The organism is Paracoccus sp. (in: a-proteobacteria) (assembly GCF_030538695.1).
Taxonomy (GTDB): Bacteria; Pseudomonadota; Alphaproteobacteria; order Rhodobacterales; family Rhodobacteraceae; genus Paracoccus.
The window spans coordinates 25,886-41,694 of sequence record NZ_JAUNTN010000027.1 but is presented as its reverse complement, the minus strand read 5'-3'; the positions used below and the strand labels follow the sequence as shown (position 1 = coordinate 41,694).

The following is a 15,809-nucleotide window of genomic DNA, read 5'->3' as shown; positions in this document are numbered from 1 at the left end:
CCGGAAAGGTCTGGAGCCTATAATCGGCCCGCGCAACCGGGTGGCGCTGATCCGGCCAAGTCGCTTCGACAAGGTTGCATAGGAGTCAGTTCTGATCGGTGTCGCCCTCTACCGCCCGCTATTCCCTCGACAACCAGAGCAGAAGTGGAAGATGGTTGGAGCCTATAACGACGCGGGGATTTCGGGGACAAGCCTGATCATGCGACCCATCGACCAGCAGCGCAAAACTCCATTAGGATCTGTCTGGCCGATCGCAGCAAGGCATACCACGATTTAGACCTGCATATTCAGCGTCGTGGCCAATCGTAGCGGCTCGTAGCTTGGCGCATAATGTCGCGCGAAATCGTAGGAATTGGTTGCGGGGATAGGCCTCAACCTTTGTCCTAACTTCCCCCGGTCGCTGTCGGTGTTCGGCTTCCACGAAGTCGAGGATGCCGAACAACTCGCCGCATAGCTTGGCATGAACCTCGCCGCGCCTTTCGCCCGGCATGAGAACAACTTCTTCGATAAGAGAACGCAGCTCCTCGGCGGCGATACGGCCATCGTCATCGCTATTCAGAGCATCGGTGAACCGCTCCACCGGCTTGCGGTAGATGCTGGCGATGTTGGGATGCACGTCCGGCGTGTCGGCGGGTGCCTGCAACTGATGGGCAATGATTTCGGCCTTCTGGCGCTCCAGTTCGTCCATGCGCGCCTTCATGGATGGCTGATACATGCCGTCCTCAATGGCCGCGATGATCCCGGCGATGGCCTTCTCGATCTTTGCCAGCGCCTTGCGATTCTGCTCGCCCTGCGCGCGGCGCTCACGGTTCAGGCGATTCATTTCCTCGGCGAAGGCGCGGACGGTTTCCTCGACGGCGCGCGAGGAAATCAGCCTGTCTTTCAGACCGGACAGCACCCGTTCCTCGATCCTGTCGCGGGTGATGGTCCTGTTGTTGTCGCAGGTGCCGCGCCGATGGTGGTTGAGGCAACCATAGCGGTCGCGCATGATGAGGCCATATCTGCCGGAGCAGCAACCGCAGGTCAGCAGGCCGGAAAGAAGGGAAACGGGGCGCTTCTTCTCGTGCAGCTTGCGCGCCTTGGCCCTTCTGACACCCTCGGCGGTCGCCTCGAACAGGACGGCGATGTCCTTCTGGCGGTTTCTGACTGCCTGCCAGAGCGCATCGTCCACGATGCGCAGATGCGGAACCTCGGTTCTGATCCATGCCGTTTCCGGGTTGATGCGCGACACACGCTTGCCGGTGAACGGGTCTTTGACGAAGCGCAGGCGGTTCCATACCAGAACGCCGACATATAGCTCGTTGTTGACGATGCCGGTGCCGCGCGAGACATGGCCCCGGATACTGGTGTCGCCCCATGCCCGGCCAAGCGGGCCGGGAATGCCATCGCGATTCAGATCGACGGTGATAGCCTTGGGGCTTTTGCCGGACGCAAACTCGCCAAAGATACGGCGGACGATTTCCGCTTCCTCGGGGATGATCTCGCGGTCGCCCCGGATCGGCTCGCCATTACCGTCAAACTTCTTCACAACGCGATAGCCGTAGCAGAGCCCGCCGCCCACCTACCCTTCTCTACCCTGCCCCGCAGGCCCCGGTGGGTCTTCATAGCGAGGTCTTTCAGGAACAGCGCGTTCATCGTGCCTTTCAGCCCGACATGAAGCTCGGAGATTTCGCCCTCGGCCAGCGTGACGATAGTGACACCTGCGAATTTCAGGTGTTTGAACAGGGTGGCCACGTCTGCCTGATCGCGGCTGATGCGGTCCAGCGCCTCGGCCAGGAGGATGTTGAACTCGCCATGCTGCGCATCGCGCATCAGCCGCTGGATGCCGGGGCGCAGGATCGTACTGGCACCGGATATGGCCGCATCCTCATAGGAACCGACAATCTGCCACCGCTCCCGCCCCGCATGTTCGCGGCAGAGCCGGAACTGGTCCTCGATGGGCGCCTCGCTCTGCTTCTCATCGGAATAGCGGGCATAAAGGGCTGCGCTGGTCATGACTTCAATCCTTTCCTCTTGGCGGTCCCCTACCGCGACAATGCGGACTGAACATCAGTCAGCGCGAAATCGTCACCGACATACAGAAGCGGGGCCGAGTGCCGTTTGGCGAGGGCATAGGCAAAGCAATCGCCGAAGTTCAGGCCGCCCCGTGTGCCGAACCCCTTGCCGTAGTCCAGACGCGCCCGCATCGCGGCGCGCGCGAGGCTTTCATCCGTGGAGGCAATGGCGATGCGGAAATCGGCCAGAAACGCATCCAGATCGGCAATCGCTTCGTGCCGGTCCCCGTTCCTGATCCTGCCCGCCATGACGGTGCCAGCCTCGACATAGTTCACCGCCGATATGAGGCGCGAAGCACCTGTCTGGAGAGCGGCCATGCAGTCGGGCGCTTCCGGCTCTTCGAACATGATCGCAATGATCGCGGACGCATCGACAATCATCATCGGGAGAAACCAAGCTCTTCGGGCGTATCGCCGACCGCTTCATCCCATTCCTGTTTCGTGACCGGGCGACGGTCATAACGGTTGGCGCGCTCGCGGACGAATGCCTTCATGCGCGAAACATAGTCACGCTGCGCCTCCTGCTCGGCGCGCAGGCGTTCCAGCCGCTCACGCATGGCCTGCGTGATGGCGTCCGTCATGGTCTCGCCGGTCAGGCGGGACAGTTCCCGTGCCAGCCGGTCCGCTTCCTCGGTCTTGATGCTCAAGGCCATGCCAGTCTCCTTCTAGATTTATGATCTAGATAGCGCCTCCACTCCGATCTTTCAACCGAAAGACCGAACCTCGGCTGCTATTGGTCCTCATCCTCACCGGAACGATCATCTTCCTGCGTGTCTGTCCGACGCTTGGGCGGCTGGTTGTCGTTGGCGGCCTGCAACGTCTTGAAATGCTCCCGCGCGATCTGGCGTCCGATCAGCCGGGCTATGGTCAGCACCACCGCATCTACCCGCTCGGACGCATACGCCGCCTGCCCGGCATCCTGTCCATCGGGCGGGTGGTTGTCGTTCGCCGGTCTCCGCTTCCCGCTATCGTCCTCGCTATCAGAAGTCATAGAAGTCATAGAAGTCGAACTCGCCGCGCGGTCGCCATCCTGCGGGATTGGCGACCCAGCGGTTGATGTCGGATTCATGCCAGCCCGCGCCATTGGTGCTGATCTTCAGCTGGGGCGGGAACGTGCCTTCAGCGATCTTGCGATAGATGGTGGACCGGGACAGGCCGGTGCGGGCGAGAACGGTGTTCATGCGGATGATACGGTCTGGTTGACGCATGGCTGCGCTACCTCCTCCTGGTTGTTTCTGACGATTGCAGAGACCAGACGAAACAACGATTTATTGTTTTGCAATAGTTGTTTAGCTGCCGTCGTCGTGCAGCGTAGAAACGGCGGTAAATAGGAAAACTCTAGGGTCCAAGCCGTGAAGTCCACCAAGGGCGATGCGCTAGTTTAGGGCAAGGTCGCGACCCAAGCGGAACCCCCGATTCGCAAGACACGTGGCAACCGCATACAGTTGGAAAAGATGAGCACCGTTGCGAGCCGGGGTTTCATATCTCTGCCTTGCGAAGAGGCAAGTAGGTTCGAGGAAAAGCCGAGAGGAAGGGTAGAAAGCGGCCCAACGGCGGTGCCACCTAGCGGTCAAAGAAAGCCTAGGCTCCAGACCCATTGATTTCAGGTTTCTGTCGTGATTCAGGCTCCGCAAGGAGACTGACCGATGAGCAACCTATACTGGCTTTCCGACGCGCAGATGGAGCGCCTGAAGCCGTTCTTTCCCAAGAGCCATGGCAAGCCGCGTGTTGATGATCGGCGCGTCCTGAGCGGTATAATATTCATCAATCGCAATGGGTTGCGCTGGTGTGATGCGCCGAAGGAATACGGCCCTGTGAAGACCCTCTACAACCGGTGGAAGCGCTGGAGCGACAACGGGGTCTTCGCCCGGATCCTGGTGGGCCTGGCCACCGAGCGCGCTGAACACAAGACCATCATGATCGACGCAACCTACCTCAAGGCGCACCGCACGGCGTCGAGCCTGCGGGTCAAAAAGGGGCGCGCGCGCGTCAGATCGGGCGAACAAAAGGCGGCATGAACACCAAACTGCACGCTGTTGTCGATGCCAGGGGGCGGCCGATCGGATTTTTCATGTCGGCCGGCCAGGTCAGCGATTACACCGGCGCGGCGGCGATGCTGGGCAGCCTGCCGAAGGCGGAGTGGCTGCTGGCCGACCGCGGCTATGACGCTGACTGGTTCAGAGATGCGTTGGAAGACAAGGGGATAACGCCCTGCATCCCCGGTCGGAAGTCCCGCAAGAAGCCGGTGAAATACGACAAGCGGCGCTATAAACGGCGCACCCGCATCGAGATCATGTTCGGACGCCTGAAAGACTGGCGGCGCGTCGCTACGCGATACGACCGGTGCCCGGAAACCTTCTTCTCCACGATCATGCTCGCTGCGACTGTCCTCTTCTGGCTGTGAAAATCAATGAGTCTGGAGCCTACAGTTCCGGGGGAATAGATTGCTGATTTCAGGGCCGGGCCGTCCTGCGATTTCTGTATGGTCTGCCGAAAATCTGGGCATGATGGCACGCAATCCGGCAGTCAACAAACATTCCATAGAATGCATACAATTTCCTAAAAAGAAACTTTTTGGGTGCCCAGAATCCCTGATGATGGACACGCAACCTAACCGCACGGGGCGTCCATGAAACTCAATATGACCAGTCTGGTGACCGCACTTGTTGTGCTGTCGCCGCACATAGCGCTTGCGCAGGAGGCCGAGCCGGGCTTTAGCGCAGCCGATACCGCCTTTGTAGCCACCTGCGCCTTGCTCGTCATGCTGATGATGCTGCCAGGGCTAGGGCTTTTTTATGCGGGCATGGCACGTTCGAAAAACGTGCTGTCAGTGATGACCCAGATGTTCGCCAGCATCGCCCTGTGCTGCGTGCTGTGGATCGTGATCGGATATTCGCTGGCCTTTACCGATGGCGGCCCGGTGGACGGGTTCATCGGCGGGTTGGACCGGGTGCTGCTGGCGGGGGTCACGCCCGACAGTATGGTCGGGACGATCCCGGAATATATTTTCGTGCTGTTCATGATGATGTTCGCCGCGATCACGCCCCCGCTGATTATCGGCGCCTTTGCCGAGCGCATGAAATTCGCCGCTGTGCTGCTGTTTCTGGCAATCTGGCTGCTGATCAACTATGTGCCCATGGCCCATATGGCATGGGGCAGCGGCTGGGTGATCGGCGTCGAGCCACAGGATTTCGCGGGCGGCAATGTCGTGCACCTGAATGCCGGGTTGGCGGCGCTGATCTGTGCGCTGATGATCGGGCCGCGCCGGGGCTATGGCAGCGTGATGATGGCGCCCCATAACATGACCATGACCTATACCGGCGGGGCGATGCTCTGGGTCGGCTGGCTGGCCTTTTGCGGCGGCTGCGCGCTGGCGATCAACGGCTTTACCGGAATGGTGATGCTGAACACCATGGTCGGCGGAGCGGGCGGTGCCTTGGGCTGGATGGCGGTCGAATGGGTACATCGCAAGCGCGCCTCGACCTTTGGGCTGCTGTCGGGCGCGATTGCCGGTCTGGTCGCGGTGACCCCGGCCTGTGGCTTTGTCGGCTCGGCGGGCGCCATCGTGATCGGCTTTCTGACCGCGCCAATCTGTCTTTGGGCGGTCGAGGTCGTCAAGCGCCGCATCGGCTATGACGACAGTTTCGACGTGTTTGGCGTGCATGGCGTGGCGGGGATCGTCGGCGGCATCCTGACGGTGATCTTTGCCGCACCCGCGCTTGGCGGGACCGGCTGGCCCGAGGGGCGCGGCCTAGTTTCGCAAATGGGCGTGCAACTGGCGATCATGGCCTTTTCGATGGCCTATTGCGCGCTGACCACGGTGATCGCGCTGAAGCTGACAGCGACAATCACCGGCGGGCTGCGCGCCGATGCCGAAACCGAACATGACGGGCTGGACACGGCCGAGCATGGCGAAACGGGCTATCGGCTGGATGACGGGCTGTTTGGCGCGGCACTCCTACCGCCGTCCGAGGGCGTGGCACAGACCCAAACGGTGGTTCGGCGCACGGCCGAGGAGGGCGTCTGATCCTGCCAACCTTTGCACCGGGTGCCTTTACGGGCACCCGGTTTTATTTGCTCTGTGGATAAGAGATGATCGACAGATAGCGCGCGGGCAATTCGACCAGATCGACCGGCCCATGCGGCGCATCGGCGTCGAACAACAGCGTATCGCCCGGCTCTAACCGATAGACCTGTTCGCCGTGGCGATAGCCGACGATGCCGTCGAGCATATACAGCAGTTCGATGCCTTCGTGCTGAAAGGTCGGGAAACGGTCGCTTTCGGTAGTCAGGACGATCATGTAAGGTTCGACCACGACGCCTGAATCGTTCGAACCGATATGGCCCAGCAGGTGATATTGATGTCCAGCGCGGGTGCCCGCGCGGTCGATCTCGACCCCCTCGCCCGATTTGACATGCATCGCGCCCCGCGCCTCGCCATAGCCCTGAAACAGTTGGATCAGCGGCACGCGCAGCGCATTGGCCAGCACCTGCAACGTGTTCAGCGAGGGCGAGATCATGCCGTTTTCGATCTTGGACAGCATCCCGATCGACAGCCCGGTCTGCGCGGCCAGATCGGCGCCGGTCATGCGCTGACGCTTGCGCAGATCGCGCACGACGCGCCCGATGGCAACCTCAAGGTTACGCTCGGGCGCGTCGCGCAGGGCATGGGGGTTCTGGGTCAGCTTGTCCTGATCGGCGCGCTTGGCTGCCATGTGCTTATCCGCGTTGCTCTGACGCTCTGTCCCCTATCGGCAGGGGAAAGGCAAGCCTTGCAGATTAGCCCATCCGTTCCGAGGCATAAGAGCCGGGCGAGGCCGGGAACACGACCGTCTTGTTGCCATTCAGGAAAACCCGGCGGTGTATATGGGCGTGGATCGCGCGTGCCAGAACCTGGCTTTCGACATCACGGCCAAGGCTGACATAATCATCGGCCGATTGAGCATGGGTGACGCGGATCGTATCCTGCTCGATGATCGGGCCTTCGTCCAGATCAGCGGTCACATAATGCGAGGTCGCCCCAATCAGTTTCACCCCCCGCTCATAAGCTTGCTTATAGGGGTTCGCGCCTTTGAAGCTGGGCAGGAATGAGTGGTGGATATTGATGATCCGCCCCGACATTTCCTGACAAAGCGTATCCGAGAGCACCTGCATATAGCGCGCCAGAACCACCAGCTCGGCGCCCGAATCCTCGATGATGCGCAGCAATTGCGCCTCGGCCTCGGGCTTGTTTGCGCGGGTCACTTTGATGCAATGGAAGGGAATGTCGTGATTGACGACAACCTTTTGATAATCCATGTGATTCGAGATCACCGCCACAATGTCGATCGGCAGCGCCCCGATCTGCCAGCGATAAAGCAGATCGTTCAGGCAATGGCCAAATCGGCTGACCATAATGACGACCTTCATCTTGTCGGATTCGTCATGGAAACTGGCGATCATGTCCAGTTCGGTCTCGACTGGGGCAAAGGCCGCGCGCAGGGCATCCAGATCAACGCCGGTTTCCGGGGCAAAGCTGACGCGCATGAAAAACCGTCCGGTTTCCAGATCGTCGAATTGCGAGCTATCGGTGATGTTGCAGCCGTTTTCGGCCAGAAAACCGGCAATGGCGGCGACGATGCCGCGCCGGGTCGGGCAGGCAACGGTGAGGCAGTATTTGTTGGTCATATCATGTTCCCTGTCGGTTTTTATGAGTCAGGCTGTCAGGCCCTGTGGTTCGGGCAGGCCATGCGCGCGGCAGCAGGCGGTCAGTGTATTGGCCAGCAGGCAGGCGATGGTCATTGGGCCGACGCCGCCGGGAACCGGAGTAATGCCGCCGGCGACCTGCACGGCACTGTCAAAATCAACATCACCGACAAGGCGGGTCCGTTCACCGTCCTGAATGCGGTTGATGCCTACGTCGATGACGGTTGCGCCGGGCTTGATCCAACCGCCGGGGATCATCAGCGGACGCCCGACCGCGGCGACAAGGATATCTGCACCCCGGCAGACAGCGGCCAGATCGCGGGTGCGGCTGTGCGCGATGGTGACGGTGCAGCTTTCGCGCAGCAAAAGCTGGGCCATCGGCTTGCCAACGATGTTCGAGCGCCCGACGACCACCGCGTTCAGCCCCGACAGATCGCCCATACGGTCGCGCAGCAGCATCAGGCAGCCCAAGGGGGTGCATGGCACCATCGCGCTTTGCCCGGTCGCAAGCAGGCCGACATTCAGAATATGAAACCCGTCCACGTCCTTGGCCGGGTCGATGGCGTTGATGACGGCCTCGGCATCCATATGGGCAGGCAGCGGCAGTTGCACCAGAATACCGTGGACCTGCGGATCGCCGTTCAGCTTGTCGATCAGCGCCATCAGTGCGTCCTGGCTCGTATCCTCGGGCAGCTTATGCTCGAACGAGTTCATGCCCGCCTCTCGGGTCTGGATGCCCTTGTTGCGGACATAGACGGTCGAGGCGGGGTCTTCGCCCACCAGCACCACCGCCAGCCCCGGCGTGATGCCGTGGGCCTGTACTTCACGGACGCCCTGGGCCACGCGGGCGCACACATCCGATGCAAAGGTCTTACCGTCGATCCTGTCGGCGCTCATGCTGCGGTCTCCTGACGTTGAGCAGCGCGGGTAAGGGCGTGCCAGACCGAACCAGCGGCCGAGCGCATCCCCATGATCGTCAGATGCTCTGCCGTGCGCCGGACGACAAAAACGCTCAGATGATGCAACCCCGTGCGCGTGGCCGTGCCGGGGCCAAGCCGCAGCGGGTCCAGATTGACCAGCCGTTCCATCATCGCAGTGATCGACACGGCGGGGCCGGTCACGTCAAACGCGGCGAAACCGTCGGTCTGTTCGCTGACCGAACAGCCGGGCGCCTGCGCGGCCAGCGCGCTGGCGAAATCCGTTTCGGCGCGGTCCTGCCCCTCGATCATCCACTGATCGGGGCCGGTCCAGAATGCGGCGACATCGCCCGCCGCAGCAAAGCCCCCCGGACCAGGCAGCGTCAAGCCAAAGGGCGCGGGAACCGCCGCCCCCCGGCGCAGCGCCAACGATGCCAGCGCCAGCGCCGCGTTTTCGCGGATGGTCAGCGGGCCAAAGCTTTCCTGTCGCGGCACCGCCGCGCCAAGGGCGGTCACGGCAATCAGATCAGTCACGCAGGCGTCCTCCGTCCGGGTCGATGAAATGCGGCGACACGACGCGCAACCGCACGGATTGTTTTTGCAGCGGATTGGCGGCGATCACGATCTCGCCCATCCGATCAGCGCCGTTTTCCAGAAAGCCAAGCCCGATCCCCGAGCCGACATGCGGCGAATGACAGGCCGAGCTGATCCAGCCCTGATCCGTCACGGTGTTCTGCGCGGCGCCATCCGTGAACAGATGCGCCCCCGCCACCACCGGATCGGCGGCATCCACGGCTTGCAGCCCGACCAGAACGCGGCGTTCGGCGGCCAGCCCTTCGCGGCGGGACATGACGGCGCCGATGCTGTCCTTTTTCGTAGACACCATGCGGCCAAGCCCGAGCATCTGCGCCGAAGTCTGGCCGTTCAGCTCGTTCCCGGCGGCGTGACCCTTTTCGATGCGCAGCACCCCAAGGGCCTCGGTCCCATAGGGCGTTGCGCCCAGATCCGCGCCTATCGTCACCAGCCGCTCCATCAAGGCTGCGCCGAAACGGGCTGGCACCGCGATTTCATAGGCCAGCTCGCCCGAAAACGAAATGCGGAACAGCCGCGCCCGCAGCCCGCCGCAAACGGTCAGCCCGGCGCAGGCCATAAAGGGAAACGCTTCGTTCGACAGATCGAACCCGTCCACGACACGTTCCAACAGCCGCCGCGCATTGGGACCGGCAACCGAAAGCTGCGCCCAGGCATCGGTGGTCGAAATCAGTTGCACGTCCAGATCCGGCCACAGGCACTGACGGCAGAACTCCATATGCCGATAGACCGGCCCGGCCTGCGCGGTGGTGGTGGTGACGACGAAATGATCCTCGGCCAGCCGGGCGCAGGTGCCATCGTCATAGGCGAAACCGTCCTCGCGCAGCATCAGGCCATAGCGGACCATGCCGGGTTTCAGACTGGCCATCGCGTTGCAATAGATGCGGTTGAGAAACGCGGCCGCATCCGCGCCCTGCACATCGACCTTGCCCAGGGTTGTCACGTCGCAGATACCGACCCCGGCGCGGGTGGCCAGAACCTCGCGGTCAACGGTTTCGCGCCAATGGGTTTCGCCCGCGCGGGGGAAATATTGCGCGCGCATCCACTGGCCGACCTCGACGAAAACAGCGCCCTGCGCCTCGGCCCAGCTATGGGTGGGCGTCAGGCGGCGGGGGCGGAAATCCGGCCCGGTATCGCCGCCGCCCAGCACCGCCAGCGACACCGGCGTATAGGGCGGGCGAAAGATCGTCGTGCCTGTCCCGGCGATGCTTTGCCCGGTCAATTCGGCCATCACCGCCAGCGCGGTGACGTTCGAGGTCTTGCCCTGATCGGTGGCCATGCCAAGCGTGGTCCAGCGTTTCAGATGCTCGACCGGGCGCATGTTTTCCTGATGGGCCAGCGCGATGTCCTTGACCGTGACATCGTTCTGAAAATCGACCCATGCGCGGCGCTTGCCCGGAACATGCCAAAGCGGCACCGGGGTCGCGGTCATATCCTCGGCCTCGGGCAATTCGGGCAGATGCACGGCCATCCCCAGATCGGCCAGCGCATCGCGCGCGGCCTCGGCCCCCGATGCCAGCGCTGCGGCGGTCGCCCCCTTGCCCGCGGCAGCGCCCGCCACCGTCATGCCGGGCGGACCGCCCGCGCCGGGCAGGAAAGATTGCAGCGCCTCGTCCCAAACAGGGCGTCCGCGATGATGCGAGGCAAGATGCAGGTTCGGGTTCCAGCCACCCGCGACGCCAAGCGCGCCGCAGTCGATCCATTCGCCAGTGCTGACCTGCACCTTTGTCAGCCCGTGACGGCCCCGCGTGCCCGTTATCATGCCGCCCGCGATCACCCGGTAATTGGCAGCGGGCGCATCCGTGCGGCTGTCGATGACGGCAGCAATATCGACGCCCTTGGCGGCCAGATCGCGGGCCGTGCGGTGGCCATCGTCGCTGTTGGTGAAAATCGTCACCCGCTCCGCCGGGCTGACCGCCCAACGGTTCGCGTAGGCCCGCATGGCGCCGGCCAGCATGATGCCGGGCCGGTCGTTATCAGCAAAGGGAATATGGCGTTCGATCGCCCCGGCGGCCAGAATCGCACGACGCGCGGTGATTTTCCACAGCGTCTGACGCACGCCCTGCGGCACGGGAAGATGGTCGGCCACACGCTCGACCGCACCATAAACCCCGTGGTCAAAGGCACCCCAGACGGTCGTGCGCCGCATTACGCGCAGGTTAGGCAGGCTGGCAAATTCGGCCTCAAGCGCGGCGATCCATTCGGGTGCCGGGCGGTCCAGCGGCGCGGATTCCGCCAGCAAGCGACCGCCCAGACGGAAATCTTCGTCGGCAAGGATCACCTGCGCGCCCGCCCGCGACGCCGTCAGCGCCGCCGCCAAACCCGTCGCGCCGCCACCGATCACCAGCAGGTCGCAATGCAGGAAGCCCGCATCGTAATCGTCGGGGTCGGCCTGCATCGACAGGCGGCCCAGACCAGCGGCGCGGCGGATCGCCGGCTCATACAGCTTTTCCCAGAACGCCTTGGGCCACATGAAGGTCTTGTAATAAAACCCCGCCGAAAAGAAGGGCGCAAACAGATCGTTCACCGCCAAAAGATCATGGCGGAGCGAGCCGATATGGTTCTGGCTGGCCGCTTGCAACCCGTCGAACAGCTCGGCCACGGTGGCGCGGGTGTTGGGTTCCAGCCGCGCACCGCTGTGCAATTCGACCAGCGCGTTCGGTTCTTCGGACCCGGCGCTGAACACGCCACGCGGGCGGTGATATTTGAAACTGCGGCCCATCAGCCGCACGTCATTGGCCAGCAGGGCCGAGGCCAGCGTGTCCCCCGGATGCCCCTGATAGCTGCGCCCGTCAAAGCTGAACCCAAGGCTGCGCGAACGGTCGATCAATCCACCTGACAATCTCATGCCGCCCCCCCCTGACGCGCCAGTTCCGCGCCGGTGATTTCATGGGTCACGGTGTCGCGCGTCACGATCAGCCAGCTTCGGTCGCCCTGTTCGTGAAACCACAGCTCGCGATGAAGGCCCGCCGGATTGTCGCGCAGATGCACGTAATCGTGGAACGCCGCCTCTGCATCCGGGGTGGCGGGGTCGGGCCGCGCCATCAGCGAGGCATCGCCCAGATAGGTGAACTCGGACGCGTCGCGCGGGCCAAGAAGGGGGTGGGGGATCAGCATGTTGGCCTCAGTGCAGATTGGGCGTCGCGCCCATGCCTTTTTCGTCGACGGGATAACCGCGCCGGAAACGGTCCAGCCGATAGGCGGTCGCGGTCTCGTGCGGGGTGTCGGTGGCCAGCAGATGCGCAAAGGCATAGCCGCTGGCGGGCGTCGCCTTGAACCCGCCATAGCACCAGCCCGCGTTCAGATAGAGACCCTGCACCGGGGTGCGGTCGATGATCGGGCTGCCATCCATCGACATATCCATGATGCCGCCCCAGATGCGCAGCAGCCGCGCCCGCCCGATAGCAGGCATCAGGGCCATGCCGCCTTGGGCCACATCCTCGACCACGGCCATGTTGCCGCGTTGCGCATAAGAGTTATAGCCGTCGATATCGCCGCCAAAGACCAGCCCGCCCTTGTCCGATTGGCTGACATAGAAATGCCCGGCGCCAAAGGTAATCACCCCGTCGATGGCGGGCTTCAGCCCCTCGGACACAAAGGCTTGCAGGACGTGGCTTTCGATCGGCAGGCGCATCCCGGCCATTGCCATGACCTTGCCCGACATGCCCGCGACGGCAACGCCGACCTTGCCCGCGCCGATAAATCCGCGTGTCGTTTCCAGCCCGCGAACACGGCCGTCTTCGATGCGAAAGCCGGTGACTTCGCAATTCTGGATCAGGTCTACCCCAGCCCGGTCGGCACCGCGGGCATAGCCCCAGGCGACGCCATCATGGCGCGCGGTGCCTGCGCGGCGCTGCAACAGCCCACCCTTGATCGGAAAGCGCGCATTGTCGAAATTCAGCCAAGGATACATAGCCCGCACCTGTTCGCGGTCCAGCAATTCAGCATCCGCCCCCGCCAGCAGCATCGCATTGCCCCGCCGGCGATAGGCATCGCGCTGGCCGTCGGTATGGATCAGGTTCAAAATGCCGCGCTGGCTGACCATGGCGTTAAAGTTGAATTCCTGCTCCAGCCCTTCCCACAGCTTCATCGAGAATTCATAGAACGGCTGATTGCCCGGCAGTAGATAGTTGGAACGGATGATCGTCGTGTTCCGCCCGATATTGCCCTGCCCCAACCAACCGCGCTCTAGCAACGCGATGCGGGCCTGTTTGAACCTAGTCGCCAGATAATAGGCGGTCGCCAGCCCATGCCCCCCGCCGCCGATAATGATATAATCATAGGTCGGCTGCGGATCGGGGTTGCGCCACAAAGGCCCCCAGCCCTTATGCCCGGTCAGGGCCTCGCGGATGACTCTCAAGCCTGAATAGCGCACGGATTCCCCGCCTTTGATTCTGATCTGTCTTTGGTCAGAATAGCGTCGATCACTACAAATTCTTGCCCATATCGGACATTGGCTTGCATATTTAAGACATTGCATATTATTTTCAGGAAATAATTATCCCCGACAGGAAGCTCCATGTCCAAACCGCTGCGCATCGGTTTCATCCTGACCCAAGGCTATTCGCTGATGTCGATCACCGCAGCGGTCGAACCGCTGCGCGCAGCCAATCACCTTGCCGGGGCCGATCTGTATCGCGCGGCTTTCTATTCGGTCGGCGGGGGCTTTGCCGCCTCGACCTCGGGCGGGGGATTCCCGACCCTGCCCCTGATCGAGACCCATGGCGGGGCGGCGACCGGGACGCTGGATCTGGTATTTGTCGTCGCGGGCGGCGATCCGATGGAATATGACGACCCGGCGCTGATCCGGGGGCTGCGCTCGCTCGACCGCCGCGGGATCGGACTGGGCGGGATCTCGGGCGGGGCGGCGATTCTGGCGCGTTACGGCCTGATGGGGGGGCGGCGCTTTACGCTGCATTGGGCGCATATCGACGCGCTGAGCGCGGAAATGCCCGATCTGCTGATCGACCGCGCGCTGTATGTGATCGACCGCGACCGTTACAGCTGCGCGGGCGGGGTGGCGGCGCTGGACATGATCTGTGCGGTGATCGCGCGCGATCATGGCGCGGGCTTTGCCCGTTCGGTCGCTGAATGGTTCATCCACCCCCGCCCACGCCCCGCCGAGACCCCCCAGCAGGACCTTGGCCAAGGCGGCAGCGACCACCCAGTTCTGGCCAAGGCAATCGGGCTGATGTTCAGCCATCTGGCCGAGCCGCTGGCCGCCGATCAGATCGCCGCGCAGGTGGGGTTAAGCGCACGCCAGTTGCAGCGGCTGTTCGTCGAACATCTGGAGCGCCCGCTAATGCAGTTCTACCGCGAGATGCGGCTGAAAAAGGCCGATGAGCTGATCCGCCAGACCCGCCTGCCGATGGTGGATGTCGCGCTGATTACCGGCTTTGCCGACGCGGCCCATTTCAGCCGCGCCTATCGGGCGATGTTCGGACGGACCCCGGCCGAGTGCCGCCGGATCGCCAGCATCAGGGCAAGCGCACCTTTTGACCCGTTCGGGCTAAACTGAGCCTAATCGGGCCAGATCCCCGGCGAGGTCGGTGCCCCGTCGTCAAACCGCGCCAGATAATCGACAATCAGCGGGCGATTGTCGATAAACCCCTTATAGGTCGCCAGATCGTCGGGCAGGTCGCGGATCACGCGATGCAGGCGACGGCCCCATTTCGGCACCGTCACCAGATCCTGCAAGGAAATCAGATAGCAGCGGATCGGGAAGGCCAGCGCGTTCGAGCGCGGCAGCCGCCAGAAGGATTGCAGCTCGACCCGCAGAAACTGTTTCGCGCCGATGTTTTCGGGCGTCAGGCTACGCTTTTCCGGGCCCCATTCAGGATAGGTTTCGGGGCTGGTATCCAGACGCGGATTGACCGTCATCGTCCAGTTCAGCCGCCGCGCCGGGGTGTCCTGCTGCACATTCAACAGGAATTTCAGCGCGCGTTGAAACACCCCCATTTCCGCCGCACGCGGCACCGGGGCGTGCCATTCAAAGAAATTCATGCCGATATCGAAATCGAGGCTCCAATCCGCCTGACAGGTGACCATGCCGGCATCCATCCACAGATTGCCCTCGCGCTGATCCAGAAGGGCAAAATCACCCTGGGTCTGGCGGGTGATATATTCCATCGGTCCGCAGGGCAGCGTGGCATCGTCCAGAAAGGTGAAACTGTCGTCGATGCCCAGGGGCCGATTCACCCAACGCCAGCGGTCGCCATCGCGCGTCAGTTGGAACAGATCAGGATAGTCCTCTGATTTGCAGGTCATAATCAGTTCCAGCAGATCCCAGCCCGCCAGCGTCATATGCGGCAGCGACTGGCAGCGCATCGGATCGCGCGACAGGGTGATGGCGCGATCCTCCATTTCCGCGACATAATGCTCGTCCACGTCGAAACGGCGCTCATAGATGCTGCCCTTGGGGCCGCCTTTGTGCGGTTCAACATTGACCGAATACATGTAATCGTCGCGATCAAAGGGAAAGGGAAAGCGGCGGATCGCGGCGGGCGAGTTGTAAAAGCTGTAATCGCCGCGAAAGGTTTCCTTGTTAAAGGTCATGGTCATA

Annotated in this window: 17 protein-coding genes; 3 read left to right on the top strand and 14 right to left on the bottom strand. The window is 62.7% G+C overall.

Features of this window, described 5'->3' with window-relative positions:
• Window positions 1-232: 232 nt before the first annotated feature.
• The 6 genes from Q4G24_RS14395 to Q4G24_RS14370 form a co-directional block, all read right to left on the bottom strand.
• A complete protein-coding gene (locus tag Q4G24_RS14395; protein ID WP_303367236.1) occupies window positions 233-1,528 on the bottom strand; it encodes a recombinase family protein in 1,296 nt (431 codons plus the stop codon).
• Window positions 1,525-1,995, bottom strand: coding sequence for a recombinase family protein (locus Q4G24_RS14390; protein WP_303367235.1), 471 nt, complete (start codon window positions 1,993-1,995; stop codon window positions 1,525-1,527). Before Q4G24_RS14390 ends, Q4G24_RS14395 begins: the two co-directional genes overlap by 4 nt.
• Before the next feature lie 29 nt (window positions 1,996-2,024).
• Window positions 2,025-2,438: a type II toxin-antitoxin system VapC family toxin gene (locus Q4G24_RS14385; protein WP_303367234.1), complete on the bottom strand. Its 414-nt coding sequence runs from the start codon at window positions 2,436-2,438 to the stop codon at window positions 2,025-2,027.
• Window positions 2,435-2,707 carry a type II toxin-antitoxin system VapB family antitoxin gene (locus tag Q4G24_RS14380; RefSeq protein WP_303367233.1) on the bottom strand — a complete coding sequence of 91 codons (273 nt, stop codon included), beginning with the start codon at window positions 2,705-2,707 and terminating at the stop codon, window positions 2,435-2,437. Before Q4G24_RS14380 ends, Q4G24_RS14385 begins: the two co-directional genes overlap by 4 nt.
• Window positions 2,708-2,784: 77 nt before the next feature.
• Complete coding sequence (locus Q4G24_RS14375) at window positions 2,785-3,045, bottom strand: hypothetical protein (RefSeq protein WP_303367232.1); 261 nt, start codon at window positions 3,043-3,045, stop codon at window positions 2,785-2,787.
• Entirely contained in the window at window positions 3,035-3,262 is a 228-nt protein-coding gene (locus Q4G24_RS14370) for an AlpA family transcriptional regulator (RefSeq protein ID WP_303367231.1), read from the bottom strand. Before Q4G24_RS14370 ends, Q4G24_RS14375 begins: the two co-directional genes overlap by 11 nt.
• 438 nt (window positions 3,263-3,700) lie before the next feature.
• On the opposite strand from Q4G24_RS14370, the gene Q4G24_RS14365 reads away from it, so the two are divergent.
• A protein-coding gene (locus Q4G24_RS14365) for an IS5 family transposase (protein ID WP_303367230.1) occupies window positions 3,701-4,458 on the top strand; the annotation gives its coding sequence in 2 pieces (ribosomal slippage) (window positions 3,701-4,034 and window positions 4,034-4,458; 759 coding nt in all).
• Between the two features lie 225 nt (window positions 4,459-4,683).
• Window positions 4,684-6,081 carry an ammonium transporter gene (locus Q4G24_RS14360; protein ID WP_303367229.1) on the top strand — a complete coding sequence of 466 codons (1,398 nt, stop codon included), beginning with the start codon at window positions 4,684-4,686 and terminating at the stop codon, window positions 6,079-6,081.
• Between the two features lie 43 nt (window positions 6,082-6,124).
• On the opposite strand, the gene Q4G24_RS14355 is transcribed toward Q4G24_RS14360, so the two are convergent.
• From Q4G24_RS14355 to Q4G24_RS14325, 7 genes are all read right to left on the bottom strand, one after another.
• Entirely contained in the window at window positions 6,125-6,769 is a 645-nt protein-coding gene (locus Q4G24_RS14355) for an XRE family transcriptional regulator (protein ID WP_303367228.1), read from the bottom strand.
• Between the two features lie 64 nt (window positions 6,770-6,833).
• On the bottom strand, window positions 6,834-7,721 hold the full coding sequence (gene purU, locus Q4G24_RS14350) for a formyltetrahydrofolate deformylase (RefSeq protein ID WP_303367227.1): 888 nt from the start codon (window positions 7,719-7,721) through the stop codon (window positions 6,834-6,836).
• A 27-nt stretch (window positions 7,722-7,748) separates the two neighbouring features.
• On the bottom strand, window positions 7,749-8,636 hold the full coding sequence (folD, locus tag Q4G24_RS14345; RefSeq protein ID WP_303367226.1) for a bifunctional methylenetetrahydrofolate dehydrogenase/methenyltetrahydrofolate cyclohydrolase FolD: 888 nt from the start codon (window positions 8,634-8,636) through the stop codon (window positions 7,749-7,751).
• Entirely contained in the window at window positions 8,633-9,190 is a 558-nt protein-coding gene (locus tag Q4G24_RS14340; RefSeq protein WP_303367225.1) for a sarcosine oxidase subunit gamma, read from the bottom strand. The genes folD and Q4G24_RS14340 overlap by 4 nt, the downstream gene beginning before the upstream one ends.
• A complete protein-coding gene (locus tag Q4G24_RS14335; protein ID WP_303367224.1) occupies window positions 9,183-12,095 on the bottom strand; it encodes a sarcosine oxidase subunit alpha family protein in 2,913 nt (970 codons plus the stop codon). The genes Q4G24_RS14340 and Q4G24_RS14335 overlap by 8 nt, the downstream gene beginning before the upstream one ends.
• On the bottom strand, window positions 12,092-12,364 hold the full coding sequence (locus tag Q4G24_RS14330) for a sarcosine oxidase subunit delta (protein WP_303367223.1): 273 nt from the start codon (window positions 12,362-12,364) through the stop codon (window positions 12,092-12,094). The genes Q4G24_RS14335 and Q4G24_RS14330 overlap by 4 nt, the downstream gene beginning before the upstream one ends.
• A gap of 7 nt (window positions 12,365-12,371) precedes the next feature.
• Window positions 12,372-13,622, bottom strand: a complete 1,251-nt coding sequence (locus Q4G24_RS14325; RefSeq protein WP_303367222.1) for a sarcosine oxidase subunit beta family protein — start codon at window positions 13,620-13,622, stop codon at window positions 12,372-12,374.
• Window positions 13,623-13,766: 144 nt separating this feature from the next.
• On the opposite strand from Q4G24_RS14325, the gene Q4G24_RS14320 reads away from it, so the two are divergent.
• Entirely contained in the window at window positions 13,767-14,765 is a 999-nt protein-coding gene (locus tag Q4G24_RS14320; RefSeq protein ID WP_303367221.1) for a GlxA family transcriptional regulator, read from the top strand.
• A 2-nt stretch (window positions 14,766-14,767) separates the two neighbouring features.
• On the opposite strand, the gene Q4G24_RS14315 is transcribed toward Q4G24_RS14320, so the two are convergent.
• Window positions 14,768-15,808: a DUF3445 domain-containing protein gene (locus Q4G24_RS14315; protein ID WP_303367220.1), complete on the bottom strand. Its 1,041-nt coding sequence runs from the start codon at window positions 15,806-15,808 to the stop codon at window positions 14,768-14,770.
• Window position 15,809 lies beyond the last annotated feature (1 nt).